This window comes from Chitinophaga silvisoli, assembly GCF_003412465.1.
Taxonomy (GTDB): domain Bacteria; phylum Bacteroidota; class Bacteroidia; order Chitinophagales; family Chitinophagaceae; genus Chitinophaga; species Chitinophaga silvisoli.
This window is the reverse complement of the sequence record NZ_QTJV01000006.1, coordinates 42,977-61,158: the sequence shown is the minus strand read 5'-3', so window position 1 is coordinate 61,158 and position 18,182 is coordinate 42,977. Positions and strand designations below refer to the sequence as shown.

Sequence of the window (18,182 nt, the reverse complement as noted above, 5' to 3'; positions counted from 1 at the left end):
AAAATATAAGACCGGCTTATTATCTTTAACCATTATGGTTAGTCAGAAACTCTCATTTAGCATTGTCGTGCTAACGACATTCATTTCCACGTATTGCCTGGCACAGCAGCCATCCATCTTCCTTGCCGATCCAACCGTGTTCAGGGACAAGGGAAAATTCTACCTCTACGGAACCGGCAGTCCCCAGGGCTTCCCCGTATATGAATCCAGGGATCTTACAAACTGGAAACCTGCCGCAGGCAGTAACAATGGGCTGGCGTTGACCCGTGGCGAAGCCTATGGTTCCCAGGGATTCTGGGCACCGCAAATCTTCCTCCATAAAGGTACCTACTACATGGCTTATACGGCCAATGAACAGATCGCAATAGCAAGATCCAACAGTCCCGCAGGCCCTTTCAAACAGGATAGCAGCTATGCGCTCAGTGGCAGCGGCAAACAAATTGACCCTTTCATCTTTTTTGATGACAATGGAAAGGTCTATCTCTTTCATGTGAAGTTGGAACACGGCAACCGCATCTTTGTTACTGAAATGAAACCAGACCTGTCTGATATCATACCGGGTACGGAAAAGGAGTTAATCTCCGGCACAGCACCCTGGGAAAATACTGCGAAGTCTGACTGGCCGGTCACAGAAGGGCCAACAGTAATAAAGCACGGAAAACTGTATTACCTGATTTATTCTGCCAACGATTTCAGGAATATTGATTATGCGGTAGGGTATGCTACTGCTACATCGCCATCAGGGCCCTGGAAGAAGGCAGACAATAGCCCGTTTATCAGCAGACATAATATCGGGCAGAATGGAACGGGGCACGGCGATGTGTTCTTTGATAATAAAGGGAATATGTACTATGTATTCCATACGCATCGTTCGGGGGATAAGGTATCGCCGAGGGCTACGGGGATGGTTAAACTGAAATTTGTGGGGGAGAAGCTGGTGGCGGATAGTACTTCTTTCAAATGGTTAAAAGCTGAATAAAAAAAAGTGCTTGTATCAAAAGTAGAATTTCAGGCCCCTCGCATTACTTTTGATACAAGCTTTTTCCCGGTTCATCCCATTCGGATCTTTCCAGCCAATACTTATGTCATCCACTAAAGGGAAATTTTTGGTATAACTTCATGTACCAGGTGCAAAGAATGCCCTGAACCAGGGAAAGCGGCATTCGCAGGTGCGTCAGCATTCCATAATTGATACTGGCTCCAAAGGTAAAAATCTCTATGGCAGGGATGGAGGGAGAGGAGGATACAATTGGTTAGAAGACGATAGATAAATTATTGCAATAAAAACATCACACAGAAGGTAGTTAAAATTATCAACGCATACACGGGCCATACCGATATGGAAAACAGGCAGCTGGTCCAGTTATGGCTTTTGTAACTGCTTACATCCATCACATAATCAGCGACCCTTCCTGCTACAACTTCTTTATATAGCTTCCTGAACTTCCGTTCCAAAGAGAGATAATAGGCATCCAATACCCAGAAGATGGGTACGGGTATACAACTGATCAATACATAATTTTTATTCGCGTCCTTTGCTGCCAGGGCAAATAAAGCGGCAACCAAGGTAACAGACCAGCCTTTCACATAAAACGAATTTGATCCCATTCTTGCAATAATATTCTGTATATACCCAAGGTGGGTTCTTCTATTTTCGTCCATCATTGTTTTTTTGAGTAGTTTGAATAGTTCTGTTGAAACTTCTCTAACAATTGCCTGGCTTTTTCATCGTAACTGTTTTGGTTAGTCCAGCTGGCAGCGGGGTTGAGGATATTATCCGGTACGCCGGGACAAGATACCGGTATTGCCAGTTCGAAGATGTTGTCGGTATGATAAGGCACCTCTTGCAGGCTGCCCTCAAGCACTGCCTTGATGATCGCCCTGGAGTATGCAAGGTCGATTCTTTTGCCTGCCCCGTACTGCCCGCCTATCCAACCTGTATTTATAAGCCAGGGTGTTATATTCCCGGCTGCCAGCTTTTGCTGTAGCAGGTCCGCATATTGTGTAGGATGGAGGAGAAAGAAGGGAGCCCCAAAACAAGGACTGAATACTGCCGTAGGCTCAGTTACACCAACCTCTGATCCCGGGATTTTAGCAGAGTAACCGCAAATAAAATAATAGGCAGCCTGTTCGTTTGTAAGTCTGCTTACAGGAGGTAATACACCAAATGCATCGCAGCTCAGGAAGATGATATGACGCGGCGTATTCCCCACTGACCCCGGCACGATATTGCCTGCAAACTCAATGGGGTAGCTAACCCGTGTGTTCTCGGTTTTCCTGCTGCATGTATAGTCAGGTGTTACTCCATCCGGCATCAGGCCGATGTTTTCCAATAAGGAACCGAATCTGATAGCTTCATAGATCTGCGGTTCCTTGTGATGTGTGAGATTGATGGTTCTGGCATAGCATCCCCCTTCAAAGTTAAAAATTGTATGATCACTCCAGCCATGTTCATCATCGCCAATCAGGGAGCGGTTATTAATAGCTGATAAGGTGGTTTTGCCAGTGCCTGACAAGCCAAAGAAAAGGGCAACCTCTTTATTATCGCCTGCATTGGCAGCACAGTGCATAGGCAGTACCTCATGTTGGAGAGGCAGAAGGAAATTTAAGATGGTAAATATACTTTTTTTCATTTCCCCTGTAAAGCCGGTACCACCGATGATAATGATCTTTTTACTGAAATTTAAGATGGTAAAATTCCCGCTTGGAATACCATCTGTGGCCGGATCAGCGGTAAATCCCGGCGCACAAAGGAGGTGCCATTCGGGCGTAGGCTGTTGCAATTCGTCTTCAGTAGGACGAATAAACATATTGTGCGCAAACAAGTCACTCCATGGGTATTGGTTGATGACGCGGATCTTCATTTTATACCTGGTGTCAGCACAAACTCCTGCGTCCCTGACATACACCTCATTATTGGATAGGTAAGCAATCATTTTTCTATAGATCACATCAAATGTGTCGCTTTCCAGGGGGAAATTATGCTGGTCATTCCACCACACCTTGTCTGCTGTAACCGCGTCTTTGACAACAAAGCGATCCTGCGGGGATCGCCCTTTGAACTTGCCTGTATCAATAGACAGGGCACCATTAATCGTTAGATTCCCCTGTAGGTGGAGGATCGTTTTTTCAATTAATGTGGGAACCGGCAGGTTCCAAAAGATCCTGGGCGAATTGGTGATTCCCAGGTATGAGAGAGATGCAGTGTCTACTATGCTATTTTCCGTTTGCACGTGCTTGAATTTTAAGTTTTAAAAACATGACCTTGTATGATGGATGGAGATATAAGGGATGCTATGTCCATATTGCCGGCTGAATATTCTATTCCCGATCAGGAAACCTTCCAGCGCATTGCGGGAGCATACCGGCAGGTATTGAATAAACCCTGTATAATTCATTTCGTATGGAAGCGCTGCCAGCTTGGTGCATGCCCTTACACATTTTGGCTTGCCGGGAATACCGGCTTCGTTGGAAATGAAAAAAGTATCGCTCTTGTATTGATTGTGTGCTAATTCTACCAGCTCTCTCGAATCGAAGTTCAGCTTATAGCCCTTAGGTTCATTCACCTGGGTGAAGGCCCCTTGTGTGGTAAGTTTGCCTGCTATTTTATTCAATCGTTCTGCCAGTTTATTTTCTCCAACTACATACACGGAGCATGTGTATCCCTCTGATTGTAGTGCGACGATTTCTTTTAGATAAGCATTGGGAAGCCTGAAATTGTCATAATATGATTTTCTTTCGTCGCTGGTCATAGTAGGCGCATGGGGATTTTCACCATTGACGGTGACATCGTTGATGGTGATTAACAGGTCTGCAGCGGCACCCGCCAGGATGGTTTTCTTTAACATCAGGATACCATTGCAGAGTAATTGGTAAGAGTTACTATTGACTAATGCAAGATCTTTTTTATTGGGCATGTAATGGCCCGCAGCGATTAAGATCCTATTTTTTAATAATGGTAGGTGTGTATCAGTAATTTCAGATAAGTGGCTGTCATTATCTGCGAAGATTTCGCTACCGTTGAAGATCACCCTGCTATTGCCTTTGCCGGCATGGACATTACCACATGCACTGACCTGGACATTTAATAATTGCCGGGTGAGTGTATTATCGAGATGTGCATGAGTTGGAAAATAAGAATTTCTAATAAGCTTACATACAGGACGATCCTCATTCCAACCGCTGATAAGGTAGATAGGTAGTTCCATACTAGTGTTTTATTTAATTCAAATCATGGTTTGCCAGTAGAGTACAGGATGCGCACGGCTTTTTTGGGCTTTCCCGAATATTTTAGAAAGTAAGGCTACTTTGTCGTTAAAGTCCTGTTCTTTAGCCGGGGTAATGACTTTATCAATCACGAAGGTTAATTTCCTGTTTTTCTCGGCTGCGGTCCTGTTTAAAAGCGGTAATAATTCGATATTGCCGGAGCCTTCTGATTCCACTATTTTTCTTCCGGCAGCTACGATCACTATTTCTTTATTCGTTTTATAGAATACCTGTTTGATTGTGTCAGACAATTCTTCCCAGCATAAACGAAGATTGAATGTTGAATGATCCAGCTTGATGCCGGATACTGAAATCAGGGAGAAGTCTATCGCCGGAAAATGTTTTTCCGGATCGGTAAAATGATGGGCTGCATAGTCTTTTAGGTGGATATCGCCGGTTTGCTTTAGTAACACCGGGGGATTATTTTTCTTTTCGATTTCCCGTTCCCTGTGGAGAATGAACTCATTGTTGGTATGGAGTTCTCCGGTATATTTCCCGTTCATCACCAGGCTTCTTAAGGAAAGATCCCATATATCCATTATAGTCGTACCACATCCTATGAAGAATGATTGATGTTGAGGAAGTTTAACCGGTAAATTTCCAACTATCCAATTACTCAATGTTTGTTTGGATTGGAGATCCTGTTCTGCTTTTATGATGGCGGCTGTGCTAATTTCAGGTGGCAGTGTTTGTAACTGGTTCACCCATTTACCGAGCGCTTTCAATAATTCTTCTTTTGCCTGCCGGAATTGCCCTTTTTTATAGACCACATAGGTCAGCTCCTGGTTGATAATCCACCTGTTTACATAAGGAGGAGCTATGGGACAGTCATCCAGGTAAACGGGAATGATCCTTGGCTCGGTACTTAACTTCTTATGTGCCTCTTCTATACAATCAATTTCGAAATTCAGGATGCCCTTGGGGTTACGATTACGTGAAAAGAAAATGAGATACAGGCTCGATCGGTTGATCTCATATTTCAGGCGTTCTTTGAAATCCTCACCTGGAAAACGATTATCCGGGTCAAAGTGAAATTTGAAACTGCATTTTTCCAGACTGCGAACGATCTTTGTAACCTTTGCTTTGTCTGCTTCACAGAAGCTCACGAATATTTGATGGTAAGTGGTCACCGTTTATATTTTTTTATATCCTAAGATGAGATATTTAGGTACCTGCATGGGTTCTCTCGAATGGCCGGCATATTTCCTGATGTATTCAGCTGTAAAAGGTGGTTCCGTAACCGTACATTTTTGCATGCCTAACTGATCTTCAAAAATGGATTGATATTCTTCAGTCGTCCTTTCAAATAATGGGAACATGCTTCCATTGTCGAATTTGATATGAAGCAGCGCAGGATCTCCTGTTTTAATAAACTTATAATTTTGGTTCAGGCATTCGTCTATGTATTTTTTATTGTGTACAGCAATAATCAGGAGGCCTTTATTATTCAGGTGCTTGTATAGTCTGCTCAGCACAGCAGCCGCATTCCTGATAAACTGGAATACCATAATTGAAACAATGAGGTCGTAGCTGGACTTTTTAGGAATGTGACTCAAGCCCCCGTAGATAAATGTGGCACCTGGAATGTTTCTTTTTTTCGCCATGGCCACCATCTCCCTGGAAGTATCAGTAGCGGTCAGCCGGTATCCATTCTCTGCGAGCTCTTTAGCAAAACCACCTGTACCGGTGCCAAAGTCAAGTACATCCAGATCACGGGTATCGTCAAAATTTGCTTTGATAATCTTCCAGATGGCAGGGTGTGCGATAAGAATATTATCTTCTGCACCTGGATGTATTTCCACCGGGCAGGAAGTGTTGAAGATACCGTGGGCCATTTCGTCCCAAAGTTTTATGTTATGCATAACCTGATTGTTTTTGGGGACAATCTTATTTAGTCCATTGCCAGGGCCTTTCCAAAAGCATATTTTGGAGGTCGATGTTCTTTATCCGGTAATGATCAAAGTGTTTCATCTCTTCAGTATTTCCAAGCAACTGTTTCAATGCATAAAGACTGCGATCTCCGTACCAGCATTCGGATAGGTATCCAATGATCTGTAAGGACTGATCAGTGCTTATGCGTGTTTTAGTGACCAATTGATTTAAGAAGAAACGGATATTCACCAATGGTTCTGAAACGGGAAAGTAATCTGGTGCCGGCCCGTGAAGCAGGGCGACTTCATCATCGCGAAAGTCCGGATCATCCATAAATGATTGGTAGACCTGGCCATATCCTTTCATGCCCAGCTGCGCCATTTCGCAGGCCCTGATGGCTCCCATAGAAGAACATCCCCACACATCCCACCCCATGTTTATCGCGGTTCTTAATTCTACATGACTTACCGCAAGTACGTTATGGAAGTTGCCGTCAGCCAGGATAATAACGCCTGGTGATTCTTTTTCAATCAGGTGGCGAATATCATCCCGCTTTGCCGGTGGCAGTAAAACAACTGAAGAGGAGCTAATTAAATCCCTGTTTAATCCATATAGTGAAGGTCCTGCAAAGAGGAAAACCCTGGACATGACAATACATTGTTTTGGATTAAAGATATCAAGCGAGGGCCCACTCTTTTTGATTTGAAATTAAAGGATTCAAGTTTGGGGATAATGATCCTGAGTGCTTTTAGTGGATAATGTGCAGGTGCTAAAGCAACCTTTAATACCTGCTCAATTCCATTATCGGCAAGGATCTTCATCAGGCAATCCAGTACTGATTGGGTATTGTTATTCATACCGGCAAGATCCGGTATGGTGGAATAACAGATGGTCCCGGCAGCAGGATCTGAGATGCGCCTGCGAAGTTGTGTTACGGCGTTCCATTCCTGATCCTTTTCAAAACAGGCCGATCTTTCGGTCAGGTCGTCGCGTCCTCCATGAATGTAACTCAGTCTGCTTTGTGCGGCTTCAGTAATTGCTCTGACCGCTGCGACGGAGGCAGAGAGGTGCAGGCCCGATCCTTGTGAGATCGCAACAGGTACCTGTTCGCCTTCATCAATGAAAGCCTGAAAGTAAGGCAAGCCAAATACATTCGCAGTATAACGTAAGTAAAGGGCAAAGCCGGCAGATTCAATTTTGGAAACTAAACTCTTAACAGCTGGAGGCAGTGCATCGGTTGTTACCAGTTTTGATGCATCCCTGATATAATTGAAAGCTTCGATGTCCCTCTCTATTATTTCGCATATGCCATGAATAGTGGCTTCATCTTCTGTATTGCCCGAGCAAAGTCCGTTTGTTCTGCAGCCGAATAGTTTTTGTCCCACATCGATATTCAAGGGAGAATAAACTAACTCCGCAGGTATATCGATCTTTTCTCCCGTAAGAATGTCGCTGGCTTTAGTGGCTACTATATTATCATCAGGTTGAACAGGGACCTGGTATACCGGACACAAATCAATAAACTCAAAGTGCACATTAGGCTGATTTGCTATTTTCCTGGGTGTGGTAATGGTGGTATTAAATCTGTCAGGACTGAATTCCGCCATGGCAAATTCGAAGGCTTCCATGTAAGCTCCCACTTTTGCCTCCAGGGGGTATAAACCTTTGCCTGCATTGACGCAAAGTGAGCCTATTGCCGCACCGGGCCGGATACTTGAAAATACAGGGATCCCTATTTTATCGAGTCTGGTGATATCAGTAACGCGACTAATGCCAATGGATGAGGCGATTTGCTGTATGTTGTTGAGTGTAACTTCCAGTGAAACTTCTCTCCAGCTTGATGTATTAGAGATCATTTGAATTTTTGGGGAGCGACGAGCTGCTTGTTATTCAATAGTAAGCGGATGATGTTTTGGTGCGAAGCCAAGGGTTTGGTCATAGCCCGGTTCTCCTTCTTCATCGGCACGATGACCGGCCATGTTCATCTGCATGAATGCTTTGTTTTCCAGAAGGGCATTGAGCTTTTGGGCGCTGGCAGGATCGATATTCAGTTCAAATCCTGCATTGTTTTTACTTGATTGCATGGTGTTGATTTTTTTGGGTATTACCTTTTATAGTATTGGCAAAGTAGCGCTTTTTACTCTGGCAATAGTTAATGTGCAGTTAAATAATTAAAGTTCCTTTTGCGGCCAGTTTGTATGTGGCCTGGAAAAGGCCAGCGGAGTAGAACAGGGCGTAATGAAAATAAGGTTATTAGGGTTAAAGTGTTTGTAAGGAGCCCGAAGCTCGACTGGTATTGGATGGTAGTAATAATTGCTTCAAGGGGAGCGGGGATGTATTTCCTGAACTGGTGGTATGCAAACAGGCGGTTTGTAAAGCGGCCGAGGGAAATGAGGAACCTGCTGGAAGAGTTTGCGTAATGGTTGAAAATAATTGCCTATCTTAGGTACTTAACCCATATCAACCTTAGCAATTATGAATTCCCGTCGTGTCTTCCTGCAAAACATTACCATGGCTTCCATGGCCATTCCATTTACCAACTTCAAACTCTACGAAGAGAAAACCCTTCGCGTGGCTATTTGTGGCCTTGGCGGTTACGGCTCCCGTGTAGCCGAAGCCATCCAGTCCTGCTCCCGCGTGAAACTCACGGGTGTCATCAGTGGCACGCCTTCTAAAATCAAGAAATGGCAGGCGAAATATAATATACCAGACAAGAACTGTTATAATTACGAGAACCTTGATCAGATCAAAGACAATCCGGATATAGATGCTGTCTATGTGATTACGCCAAACGCGCTTCACCACGACCAGGTGATCCGCGTAGCCAAAGCAGGAAAGCATGCTATTTGCGAGAAGCCCATGGCCATCAATGCCAGGGAAGGACAGGAGATGGTAGATGCCTGTAAAAAGGCCGGTGTAAAGCTCCTGGTAGGCTACCGTATGCACTTTGAACCGAATACGCTCGAAGTCATCCGTATGCGGAATAATGGCGATTTTGGCAAAGTGCTTTTCTTCCAGGGACTCTGTGGGTTTAAGATCGGAGATCCATCTCAATGGCGCCTGAATAAGCAATTGGCCGGTGGCGGCTCCCTGATGGATATCGGGATCTATGCCATCAATGGGTCAAGGTATATGACCGGTGAAGATCCTGTCTGGGTGACAGCGCAGGAGACGAAGACCGATCATGTGAAATTTAAAGAAGGAGTAGACGAGACCATCCAGTTTCAGTTTGGTTTTCCCAGTGGGGCCACCGCCTCCTGTTTGTCTACCTATGCGATGAATAACCTGGACCGGTTCTTTTTAAATGGTGACAAGGGATTTGCAGAAATGCAGCCCTCTACTAATTACGGGCCTATTAAAGGACGGACGAATAAAGGAGAGTTGGATAAACCACATACCATTCATCAGGCCGTGCAAATGGATGAAATGGCAGGTATTATCTTTGATAATAAAAAGCCGGTAGTACCTGTAGATGGAGAAGAAGCTGTGAAAGACCTGAAGATCATAGATGGGATTTATGAGGCGGTCAGGACAGGGGGTAAAATTAATCTGAAGCTGTAATGGGTATTAAGAGTACCTTTTTTAGTAGCCCTGGAACTTTCATGTTGTACTAACAGGGTATAACTTCCTATGCTTCCGCAAGCTATGTGGAATCAATCTTCATAAGCGTATTTTTACATACTTAATGATGCGTCTGGGGATGCAGCAACTTAAACAGCTCCATCTTCAGATCTTCATCTTTGTACTTATTCAGTTTTTCGGTTTCAATCTCGTACCAGCCTTTCTTGGTACCTAAGGTTCCGATTACGAATGTATGACCGGCCTGAGCGGGTTCTCCTGTTTGGGGGTGCTTTTTGGAAAGCGCAACCACCACATCTTTATATTTTGACATACTGTGAATTTACTATTAAATCACTGGATATAGCGCATGATTCCCATCATGTTAATTTCACTTCATTCATTTGAGGATCTAAAATCCTGTACAAGGTGTCTGGCGCGAATCCGGCTATGAATTGCCGCATCGTATCCAGGTTGTCAAACTCTTCATAAGCATGATAGTCATCATTTGAGAAGACCGAATATTCTACCGTGTAGATGCCTTTTAGCATCCTCTCTGCAGCTGCATTGTCTGCCCGTTTCTGAAGGTAAATTTCCGTGTTTGTTTGCAGTGTTTCCAGGTGCCCCTCCAGTATTTCGGGATGTCGTTTTATTACCTCACTGGCTTCTTTTATGAAATCCTCATTGGCTACCTGATGGCGTTCCGCGTTTTCTTTGCAGGCAGACTTCAAGCTGGGGTATGTGTTGAATACTTCATTCTCAGGTTCCAGGTGTTCAATAAAGTAGCCGTTCACAGCAATCCAGATGGGTGTAGACAGGATGATTTCAAAATACAGATCTATACAAACATGCTCATTGCTACTCCGGAAATGATATTCGTATGCCAGCTGTTCTTCTTCAAAATCAGGAAAGCCAGATTCTTTGAGGAAGCCAAAGTGTTTTTGAAGGGCTGCTTTGGTGTTGTTGTAGAGATTAGCCATATATTAAATTTAGCGCTTTAGACCGGATAGTTGGCGTTCTCAACCTTTATTGTTTCATGGCAATTAATTGAATTATTTGTACTTCCCCTCCTTATGAGCCTACCTGGTACTAAGCCGGGATTTTTAGAAAGAAGTGAAACTGGGATTAAAATTTTAAACAGGGTCTGGTCTAACCATTCTTTAAATGCCCGAAGAATGGCCACAGCGCCTTTTCACAGCTCTTTCCAGGGGCCAATATGCTCCCTTACCGCAGTTGATTCTTTTGGGGTGAGGAATTATTCCAGTTTTTTTTAATGATCTATTTAAGGGTAGCGGCGCTATAAGAGAATGTGGGGGCAAGGTTTAGGATCCTGCTGCCCTGGTAGAAGCTGTTAACGCTTTACTGATTGTTTTCAGGTATTTGGGTTTATTGGATTTTGTAAATACAATTTCCCTGCAGCCATTGAATTTTACAAATGCTTTCAGTGATTGAATCAGTTTCTCCAATACCTGCTCATCAAGTTTCACTTCTTCAAAGTGAAGATTGTGTACGATCAGTACTTTTTGCTTACGGTCTGCCTTGGCATCCATCCTGGCAATGAAGGTTTCGCCCGCCAGCACAGGCAATGAGAAATAACCATACACGCGTTTTGGCGCAGGTACGAAGCATTCAACCTGGTAGTCGAAATGAAAGAAGTCTTTCAGGCGATGACGGAATACATTGATAATATCAAAGGGAGACAAAATAAAAACATCATTAGATATCCTGACATTGATCTTTTGATCAGGATGCATATAGAAAGGGCCTTTCAGTCCTTCGACAGTCACGGTTTTCACTTCACCTGAATTTACCATTTTCACCAGTTCTTTTTTAACGAGATTGCCTTTTACCCTACGTGCCCGCCATGCCATTTCTTTGGACGATGCAATACCGAGGGCACCTATGGTACGAAGAATAACGAATCGGGCATATTCTTCCGGTGTGGGCATGGTAACATCTGTATCCTGCGGTATTAAATTGATCGGCAGGTCATAAACTTTTTGAAACTTGCCCGTACGGCTGATCATGAGAGTGCCATTGAAGTAAAGTCTTTCGAGGGCTACCTTTGCCGGCCGCCAGTCCCACCAACCGGTGCTTGCTTCCTGTCTGTCGTTTTCAAAGTCTCCCACCATGACCGGACCATCACGTTCAACCTGGTCAATCATCTGTTTCATCAGGTTCCTTTCGGCTGGGGTGTAGGGTTTAGCCTGTGATTTAAAGGATTCTTTTACGGGAAGGGAGAAGCGGAAATCGCTCATGGGTATAAAGCCGGAATCAGAGGTAAAGTATTCAAAGATGCGGCCCTCTTCGCAAAGTTCTGTGAGCCATTCATTCTGATAGTCGGGGATGCGGGCAAACATAGCATGGTGGTGGGCGCGCTCTACTACGTAGTTGGTATCGAGTTGTACGAAACCCTGTTGGTTGATGAAGTTGTACACGGCTTCTATGCCTTTGCCGAATTGGTTTTTGCGGGCTAGTCCTGTTGCTTCGAGAATGATTTTACGGGCCTGGCTTTTAGTAAGGGTGATTGCTTCCATTATGCTAATTTAAAAATCTTTTTTGGGTTGGGAAATTATGAATGATTTATATTGGAGCTGAGGATTTTTAAATTGAAATCCTATGGCACAGCAATTCCGCAGTATGAACTTACCTTGTCCCAGCGGCAGCAGACGGCACCTGATTTATTGCCCGGGATGAAATGGCCTGCACTACACTCAAATAGATCACTCTTAATAGTATGAGATACCTAAGTATTATTCTGTGCTGTTTATTTACTATTCATTCGTTTGCCCAGGATTGCACCTGTTCGCAGCAATTTGAATTTGTCAGGAAATATTATGAGGAAAATAATCCTGCGTTTCAGCAAATCAAATCGGATCGGTGCCAGCTGAGGGAGTATAAAGATAGCGTAAAGGCAATCGCTAAAAGCCTGGCGGGCGAAAGGGAAAATGATTTGTGCAATATTTATTTTAATCGCTATGTCAATTTGTTGAAGAATCATCATAGTGGAATAGATTTAAAATTGCAGCGGGTAATTTTTTTTTCATCGCAGGCGGTGACCGATAGTTTTAAATTATCGGCGGGGTACCGGGCTTTTGAGCTAAGGACGATAGATACGATGGAGGTATTGGAACGCTTAAAGCATACATCGCGGGATGAGCTGGAGGGACTGTATGTATTAGGTGATAATATCAGGATGGCGCTATTGGAAAATGGAAAGGGGCATTATGACGGATTGTATTGAAGAAGACGAATTTGCCGGAGGAGTGGCATGTGTTACTTACGCTGGACAGGCAGGGGGATCATGTATATTCCTGTTTTTATAATACGGGATTGCCTGGGTATAATTTTAATAGGGCATACATGGATGGGATCCGTCTGGTGGATGGGAATTTGCCGCAGTTGGAGTATTATAAGACGGGGAGCCCGGTGCTGAAGGATCAGTGGGATTTTAAAGTATTGGATAGTAATACCTGTTACCTGGCAATCAGGTCTTTTTTGGAGGAGTTGAAGCCGCAGCTGGATGCTTTGTATGGGTGGTGTTGCCGGAGATAAAGAAGCGGAAATATCTGATACTGGACCTGCGGGATAATGGAGGAGGAGCGGAGAGCAATTATTTTGCATTATTGCCTTTGCTGTATACAAAGCCGCTGGAATTGGACCTGATGAGTGTTTGGGTTACTGCTGACAATATAAAGGCATTTGAGGCAAGGCAGCAGCGGGATGATACTTTGATAGCCAGGATGAAGGAAGCGCCTTTAAATACGTTCTTATCGCTGAATACGGGGATCCAGGAGAGATAGACTATGCAGGGGATAGCATACCCTGAGCGGGTGGCCCTTCTTTATAACAGGAATACGGCGAGTGCGGCGGAGGGTTTGATCGTATATGCGTTGCAGAGTAGTAAGGTGCTGACAATGGGGAAGGGTTCCGGGGGATATATGGGGTATGGTGATGTGAGGGAGATGGAAGTGCCGTGTGGGAAGTTTGTGTTGAGGACGACTACTACGAAGTGGCGGGAGAAGGCGAGGTATGAGTTCAGGGGAGTGCCACCGATGGTGGGGTTGGAGAAGGGGGAGGATTGGGTAAAGGCGGCGGTAGAGGTGCTGAAGAAGAGGGCTGATTAGACAAATAAAGCCTGGATGTATTAAGCTTTGGTTTATCAGCGAAGCCATCTTTCCATATGCGGGTAGGGTGCGCTTTCGCAGGTTGCGGAGGTCATGCCAAGGCTATCGAGCATGAGCATACCAACATATTCATTTTTGTCGCAGCTATCCATGATGGAGGTGCTACCGCCTCTGTAGCCATCTTTGTGGAATACGAAACTTGGGTCAATATCCAGGTGTATGCAGGCTGCGTAGGACCAGGCGATGGCCATTACTTCTTCTGCTTCCCTGTTTTTTCTATTGATGAGGGTGTCGGCGGTGAGGCCTGTACGGTCTTTAGAAGATACGACCGCGATGTGGCCTGCTTCGTGAAGGATGTCTCCGGGGTGTTGGAGCATTTCTGTGTCGATGACGATGTTGCCCTTTTCTATGAGTAGTCCGGGTAGGAAGCTGGAGTCGTCCAGGTTTCTGAAGGATGTTTTGATTCCGATGTTGTTAAGAAAGGCGATGCATTTGCTGAGATTGTTTTGGTCGTTTTTTATCATATTGGAATGAAGGTACGAAAGAATGGCGGGATGGGAGTGGGAATTTCGAATTGGAGGGATGGAACGCAATTATTCTAAGCAGGATACGCTACGTCTCCACTACCCACTGAAACTCATTCCCATTTACTCTTACATGCCTGATCCCCGGCCATGGCAAATGATAACCGATTATTTTAGTGGGTATTGTCTGACGAAGTAATTCGGATTGGTTTCGGGAAATGTAATCTGGTCAAAAAAGAGGTTGTATCAAAAGTAAAATTTCCGGGATTTAATTCGGATATCACAATTGGAGAGAATTTTCTTTTATTGATGCTAAATGCTATCACATTACTTTTGATACAACTTCCTTTTATTACAACCGGCTTTTTTACCAAACCAGCGAAAGTACATAATCATTATCTGTCTTTGCTGCCGCTATAAACTCTTTCAGATCTGCAAATTCCTGTGCCAGGTGTTTCCTTGTAAATGCCCTGTCTGGCTCACCTTCCTCTATCCAAACATTATACGGATACACACCATTTTCATTCAATTCCTTTGCATCGTACAGCTGATGAAACTGCTCGACGGAGATATTGCTCAGGAATGCGTGCATATTCGCTACTTCTGCCTTATCGTTGTAATAGATAGCAGTATTTTCAAAATCCAGGTCCTCTGAGAGCGTTTCCTGGGTGTCTAAATCAATCTCTTTGCTGATATACGATTCAGGGTAGAAGATCTGCTCCAGGAGGGAGACTGTCTCCTCATCCTGCTCTTTGGATAAGATAAATTTAAGTCCTTCGAAAGTTTGCGGAAAGACCAGGTTTTCTTTGGAGATGTTCAGTATCACAGTCCCTGCCGGATTAGCTTTCATTGCTTCAAAATTCTCCTGAGAAACACGGTATAACGTTATACTCTGACTCATACTACAAAATTTTGGGTAACAAAACTACGTAAAAAATTATTGATACATAATTGATTAGGTAGTTTTGACCCTGCCATTTTATCTTTTTTTGCCTCGTTTGTCGTTTGGTTTGGAAATATTTTTCCCGGATTTCACAGGGCCTGTTGCCTTACCGGAACCTGCTGGCTTGCCAGCGCGGGTAGGAGCTGCGTTGCGGGATTTCTCCGCAGATCTGCCTTTTTGAGGGGCGGATTTAGACCCTGCATTGTCCTTTTTGCCTGCTTTGCCGGCAGCACCTGGTCTCCCCGAAATAGGATCCTTTTTGCCTGCTTTCCCGGCCACAGCGGCACCTGGTCTCCCGGTATGATCTTTCTTAGCTGCTTTGCCTGTGGCAGCAGCTCTTCCACCGGAATTTTTCCCGCCGGCACCCTGTCTTCCATCTCTATCTTTATTCCGGGATCTATCCCCGGCATTATCCTCTTTCTGCCTCTTATCTCCCTTCTTATCACTCCACCAGGCATTTCCCGCCGGTTTTTTCTTCTCCCAAAAACGCTCGCCCTTCTCTTTCTCCTTATCCTTAACCTTCTCCTCCACTACATCTTCCTCCTCCTCCAAAGCCGGAGCTACCACTTTTCCTCTTTTAGTCCCTGCCTTCCCTTCACCGCTCACCTTGCTGGAATCTGCAATACTTTCTTTTATAGCCGCCAGTTCCGTTTCCGTCAAATGCCTCCATTTACCCAATGCCAGTTTATCCAACTTCACATTCATGATCCGCACACGTTGCAGGCCTGTCACCGTATAACCCAGGTACTCACACATCCTCCTGATCTGCCGGTTCAGTCCCTGTGTCAGTGTAATCCGGAATGATTGCCGGCCTACCATCTGCACTTTACATGGCAATGTAACGGTATCCAATATAGGTACCCCCTGCGACATCTTTTGCAAAAATGCCGTATCAATCGCCTTATCCACCCTTACCACATACTCCTTCTCATGGTTATTGGCGGCTCTCAGAATCTTATTGATGATGTCGCCATCATTGGTCAGAAAGATCAATCCCTCAGAATCTTTGTCCAAGCGGCCAATAGGGAAGATCCTTTTGGGATAGTTGACAAAACTGATAATATTATCCTTGATATGCAATTCGGTAGTAGTAGTAATACCCGCAGGCTTGTTGAGTGCCAGGTATACTAATTTATCTTTTTTGGCAGCCGTTATCAGGCTACCGTCCACTTCAACAGTGTCCCCTGGCTTGTAGCGGTTGCCCAAAGTCGCCGGCCGGTCGTTCAACAATACACGGCCCTGGGTGATGAGATTGTCTGCCTCCCGACGGGAACAATACCCGGTATCACTGATAAATTTGTTTAAACTGATTGATTGGTCCAATGTTGTAATTTGCGTTTTAAGTGGATTCCGGATGCAAAAGTCGGAAATTGAGCCGAAAAAAGACACCTTAGCCCCTGATTCCAAATAAAAACCTGCTCCCCCTGAATTTTTTGACCAGTAGATAAAATGGAATGGAAAGCAAAATCGTCAGGCTGACAATCAATATAAATTGCAGCAGACCATTACTTACATAACGGATGATATAGTAGCCCGTTACTACGATTATCGTTTGATGAATGATATACACTGGCAGGACACTCCTGTTTAGTTCCGGCAGTAGTTTGTGGCCCTTATTGAACTTACGTGAATAGAGGTTCACAAAATAGAGCGGCCAGCTGAAAGCCGATATTCCTGGTAATACTGCAACAATGCTATGATGGATGGAAAATTCAGGATGGAAAGCCGCTTCGTTTAATGAAGGCACCTTAGTAACAATGAACTGAGGATTCCTGTTATTAATAACCTGGTACCAGTTTTATGGAGCACAGGCAGTGCCAGCGCATGCCCGCTGATGAATACATAACCATACAAAAACAAAATGACATAGGTGATGAAATCGGCGACACTGGTATATCATTCTACTCCTTTCACATTCATCTGCAAAGTATAAACGGCTTCTGATGCCGTAATGAACAGCGTCTTTCTATCCTTTCCACCAAAACATACATTCCCCGTCCAGTGCGGCGAAACGTAAATATTCCCGATTCTTTTACCTGTTTTATCAAAGACAGTTACGCCATTGCCGGTGATATAAAGATTCCCATCACTATCCAATGTCATTCCATCAGAACCTAAGGGTGCAAATTCCTGTTTATCTTTCAGTGTGCCATCTGCATTTATCTCATAGCGATAAGTTTTATTAGCAGCTATATCTGCTACATACAGGTACTTACCATCCGGGGTACCTACTATACCATTAGGTTTTACAATCTGGTCATCGACGATGACAGGTTTGTTTTTGCCTTTGGGTAAATAATAGACTTTCTGCCCCACGATATCCGGTTGTTTACGCTCCCAGTAATCCCGCTGGTAATAAGGATCTGTGAAGTAAATACCGCCCTTTGCGTCAATCCATAGGTCATTGGGTCCATTCAGGCGTTTGCCTTCATAAAGTCCCAGGAGTACCGTAACTTTTTTATTCGGTGTAATTGACCACAACTCGTCTTTTTCATCAGCACAGGCTATCAGGTTACCTTGTTTATCGAAATAAAGACCATTGGAGCGGCCGGTTTTATCCATGAATAAACTGAGCTTACCATTGGTATCGTATTTCCATATCTTGTCATTAGGCTGATCAGTAAAATAGATGTCACCTTTCTTATTTACGGCAGGGCCTTCTGAAAATGCGAAGGTGGCCGGTAATTTTACTAATTGAGCCCCAGGTGCAACCACGCTGAGAGGCGGGGATTGCTGTGCAACTACTGAGGTGCAGGAGTATATGCATGCGGAAAATAGGAAAGCGTGGATCCTGTTCATGTGCTTATTTTTAGAAAAGTAAGCATTATTATGCTTTCAGTTTATAAAAGTCACATTTTTTCTTTTAATAATGGGAAGTATTATCATCCGGAG

General features: G+C 44.3%; 23 protein-coding genes. 7 read left to right on the top strand and 16 right to left on the bottom strand.

Annotated elements, in window-relative coordinates; genetic code table 11:
- The first annotated feature begins 34 nt into the window (after positions 1–34).
- A complete protein-coding gene (locus DXN04_RS16115) occupies positions 35–979 on the top strand; it encodes a glycoside hydrolase family 43 protein (protein ID WP_116854411.1) in 945 nt (314 codons plus the stop codon).
- A gap of 293 nt (positions 980–1,272) precedes the next feature.
- Here DXN04_RS16115 and DXN04_RS16110 read toward each other — a convergent pair whose 3' ends face one another.
- From DXN04_RS16110 to DXN04_RS16075, 8 genes are read right to left on the bottom strand one after another with little or no spacing between them, the layout of a single operon-like run.
- The gene (locus DXN04_RS16110) at positions 1,273–1,608 is read right to left on the bottom strand and encodes a hypothetical protein (RefSeq protein WP_199415062.1); all 336 of its coding nucleotides are present in this window, start codon (positions 1,606–1,608) and stop codon (positions 1,273–1,275) included.
- A 53-nt stretch (positions 1,609–1,661) separates the two neighbouring features.
- Positions 1,662–3,233, bottom strand: a complete 1,572-nt coding sequence (gene pckA / locus DXN04_RS16105; RefSeq protein WP_116854409.1) for a phosphoenolpyruvate carboxykinase (ATP) — start codon at positions 3,231–3,233, stop codon at positions 1,662–1,664.
- An 18-nt stretch (positions 3,234–3,251) separates the two neighbouring features.
- Positions 3,252–4,208 (bottom strand): hypothetical protein, encoded by a 957-nt coding sequence (locus DXN04_RS16100; RefSeq protein ID WP_116854408.1) that lies wholly within the window; start codon positions 4,206–4,208, stop codon positions 3,252–3,254.
- A gap of 18 nt (positions 4,209–4,226) precedes the next feature.
- The gene (locus DXN04_RS16095) at positions 4,227–5,396 is read right to left on the bottom strand and encodes a toll/interleukin-1 receptor domain-containing protein (RefSeq protein WP_116854407.1); all 1,170 of its coding nucleotides are present in this window, start codon (positions 5,394–5,396) and stop codon (positions 4,227–4,229) included.
- 3 nt (positions 5,397–5,399) lie between these two features.
- A complete protein-coding gene (locus tag DXN04_RS16090) occupies positions 5,400–6,128 on the bottom strand; it encodes a class I SAM-dependent methyltransferase (protein WP_116854406.1) in 729 nt (242 codons plus the stop codon).
- 25 nt (positions 6,129–6,153) lie between these two features.
- On the bottom strand, positions 6,154–6,786 hold the full coding sequence (locus tag DXN04_RS16085; RefSeq protein ID WP_116854405.1) for a TfuA-like protein: 633 nt from the start codon (positions 6,784–6,786) through the stop codon (positions 6,154–6,156).
- Positions 6,741–7,994 carry a YcaO-like family protein gene (locus tag DXN04_RS16080; protein ID WP_116854404.1) on the bottom strand — a complete coding sequence of 418 codons (1,254 nt, stop codon included), beginning with the start codon at positions 7,992–7,994 and terminating at the stop codon, positions 6,741–6,743. Before DXN04_RS16080 ends, DXN04_RS16085 begins: the two co-directional genes overlap by 46 nt.
- Before the next feature lie 30 nt (positions 7,995–8,024).
- Complete coding sequence (locus tag DXN04_RS16075; protein ID WP_116854403.1) at positions 8,025–8,222, bottom strand: hypothetical protein; 198 nt, start codon at positions 8,220–8,222, stop codon at positions 8,025–8,027.
- Positions 8,223–8,402: 180 nt separating this feature from the next.
- On the opposite strand from DXN04_RS16075, the gene DXN04_RS34805 reads away from it, so the two are divergent.
- Positions 8,403–8,558, top strand: a complete 156-nt coding sequence (locus tag DXN04_RS34805) for a hypothetical protein (RefSeq protein ID WP_158569046.1) — start codon at positions 8,403–8,405, stop codon at positions 8,556–8,558.
- A gap of 55 nt (positions 8,559–8,613) precedes the next feature.
- The gene (locus DXN04_RS16065) at positions 8,614–9,699 is read left to right on the top strand and encodes a Gfo/Idh/MocA family protein (RefSeq protein ID WP_116854401.1); all 1,086 of its coding nucleotides are present in this window, start codon (positions 8,614–8,616) and stop codon (positions 9,697–9,699) included.
- Positions 9,700–9,820: 121 nt separating this feature from the next.
- Here the strand turns inward: DXN04_RS16065 and DXN04_RS16060 are convergent, their stop codons facing one another.
- From DXN04_RS16060 to DXN04_RS16050, 3 genes are all read right to left on the bottom strand, one after another.
- Positions 9,821–10,030: a hypothetical protein gene (locus DXN04_RS16060; RefSeq protein WP_072357455.1), complete on the bottom strand. Its 210-nt coding sequence runs from the start codon at positions 10,028–10,030 to the stop codon at positions 9,821–9,823.
- Between the two features lie 46 nt (positions 10,031–10,076).
- The gene (locus DXN04_RS16055) at positions 10,077–10,676 is read right to left on the bottom strand and encodes a hypothetical protein (protein ID WP_116854400.1); all 600 of its coding nucleotides are present in this window, start codon (positions 10,674–10,676) and stop codon (positions 10,077–10,079) included.
- Between the two features lie 342 nt (positions 10,677–11,018).
- Entirely contained in the window at positions 11,019–12,233 is a 1,215-nt protein-coding gene (locus DXN04_RS16050; protein WP_116854399.1) for a winged helix-turn-helix domain-containing protein, read from the bottom strand.
- Between the two features lie 200 nt (positions 12,234–12,433).
- On the opposite strand from DXN04_RS16050, the gene DXN04_RS34565 reads away from it, so the two are divergent.
- Genes DXN04_RS34565 through DXN04_RS16025 form a run of 4 tightly spaced genes read left to right on the top strand, consistent with a single transcriptional unit; the run spans position 12,434 to position 13,823 of the window.
- Positions 12,434–12,940 carry a hypothetical protein gene (locus DXN04_RS34565; protein ID WP_147319957.1) on the top strand — a complete coding sequence of 169 codons (507 nt, stop codon included), beginning with the start codon at positions 12,434–12,436 and terminating at the stop codon, positions 12,938–12,940.
- Positions 12,937–13,251 carry a hypothetical protein gene (locus DXN04_RS16035; RefSeq protein WP_116854396.1) on the top strand — a complete coding sequence of 105 codons (315 nt, stop codon included), beginning with the start codon at positions 12,937–12,939 and terminating at the stop codon, positions 13,249–13,251. The genes DXN04_RS34565 and DXN04_RS16035 overlap by 4 nt, the downstream gene beginning before the upstream one ends.
- Positions 13,239–13,499, top strand: coding sequence for a S41 family peptidase (locus tag DXN04_RS16030; RefSeq protein ID WP_158569045.1), 261 nt, complete (start codon positions 13,239–13,241; stop codon positions 13,497–13,499). The genes DXN04_RS16035 and DXN04_RS16030 overlap by 13 nt, the downstream gene beginning before the upstream one ends.
- A 30-nt stretch (positions 13,500–13,529) precedes the next feature.
- Positions 13,530–13,823, top strand: coding sequence for a S41 family peptidase (locus DXN04_RS16025; protein WP_158569044.1), 294 nt, complete (start codon positions 13,530–13,532; stop codon positions 13,821–13,823).
- A 35-nt stretch (positions 13,824–13,858) separates the two neighbouring features.
- On the opposite strand, the gene DXN04_RS16020 is transcribed toward DXN04_RS16025, so the two are convergent.
- The 5 genes from DXN04_RS16020 to DXN04_RS16000 form a co-directional block, all read right to left on the bottom strand.
- Entirely contained in the window at positions 13,859–14,347 is a 489-nt protein-coding gene (locus DXN04_RS16020; protein ID WP_116854393.1) for a hypothetical protein, read from the bottom strand.
- 367 nt (positions 14,348–14,714) lie between these two features.
- On the bottom strand, positions 14,715–15,248 hold the full coding sequence (locus tag DXN04_RS16015) for a DUF1877 family protein (protein WP_116854392.1): 534 nt from the start codon (positions 15,246–15,248) through the stop codon (positions 14,715–14,717).
- A 78-nt stretch (positions 15,249–15,326) separates the two neighbouring features.
- A complete protein-coding gene (rluF, locus tag DXN04_RS35415) occupies positions 15,327–16,613 on the bottom strand; it encodes a 23S rRNA pseudouridine(2604) synthase RluF (protein ID WP_233525608.1) in 1,287 nt (428 codons plus the stop codon).
- Positions 16,614–16,680: 67 nt separating this feature from the next.
- Entirely contained in the window at positions 16,681–17,037 is a 357-nt protein-coding gene (locus DXN04_RS16005) for a hypothetical protein (protein WP_116854391.1), read from the bottom strand.
- A 149-nt stretch (positions 17,038–17,186) separates the two neighbouring features.
- Positions 17,187–18,089 carry an SMP-30/gluconolactonase/LRE family protein gene (locus tag DXN04_RS16000; RefSeq protein ID WP_116854390.1) on the bottom strand — a complete coding sequence of 301 codons (903 nt, stop codon included), beginning with the start codon at positions 18,087–18,089 and terminating at the stop codon, positions 17,187–17,189.
- Positions 18,090–18,182: the final 93 nt, after the last annotated feature.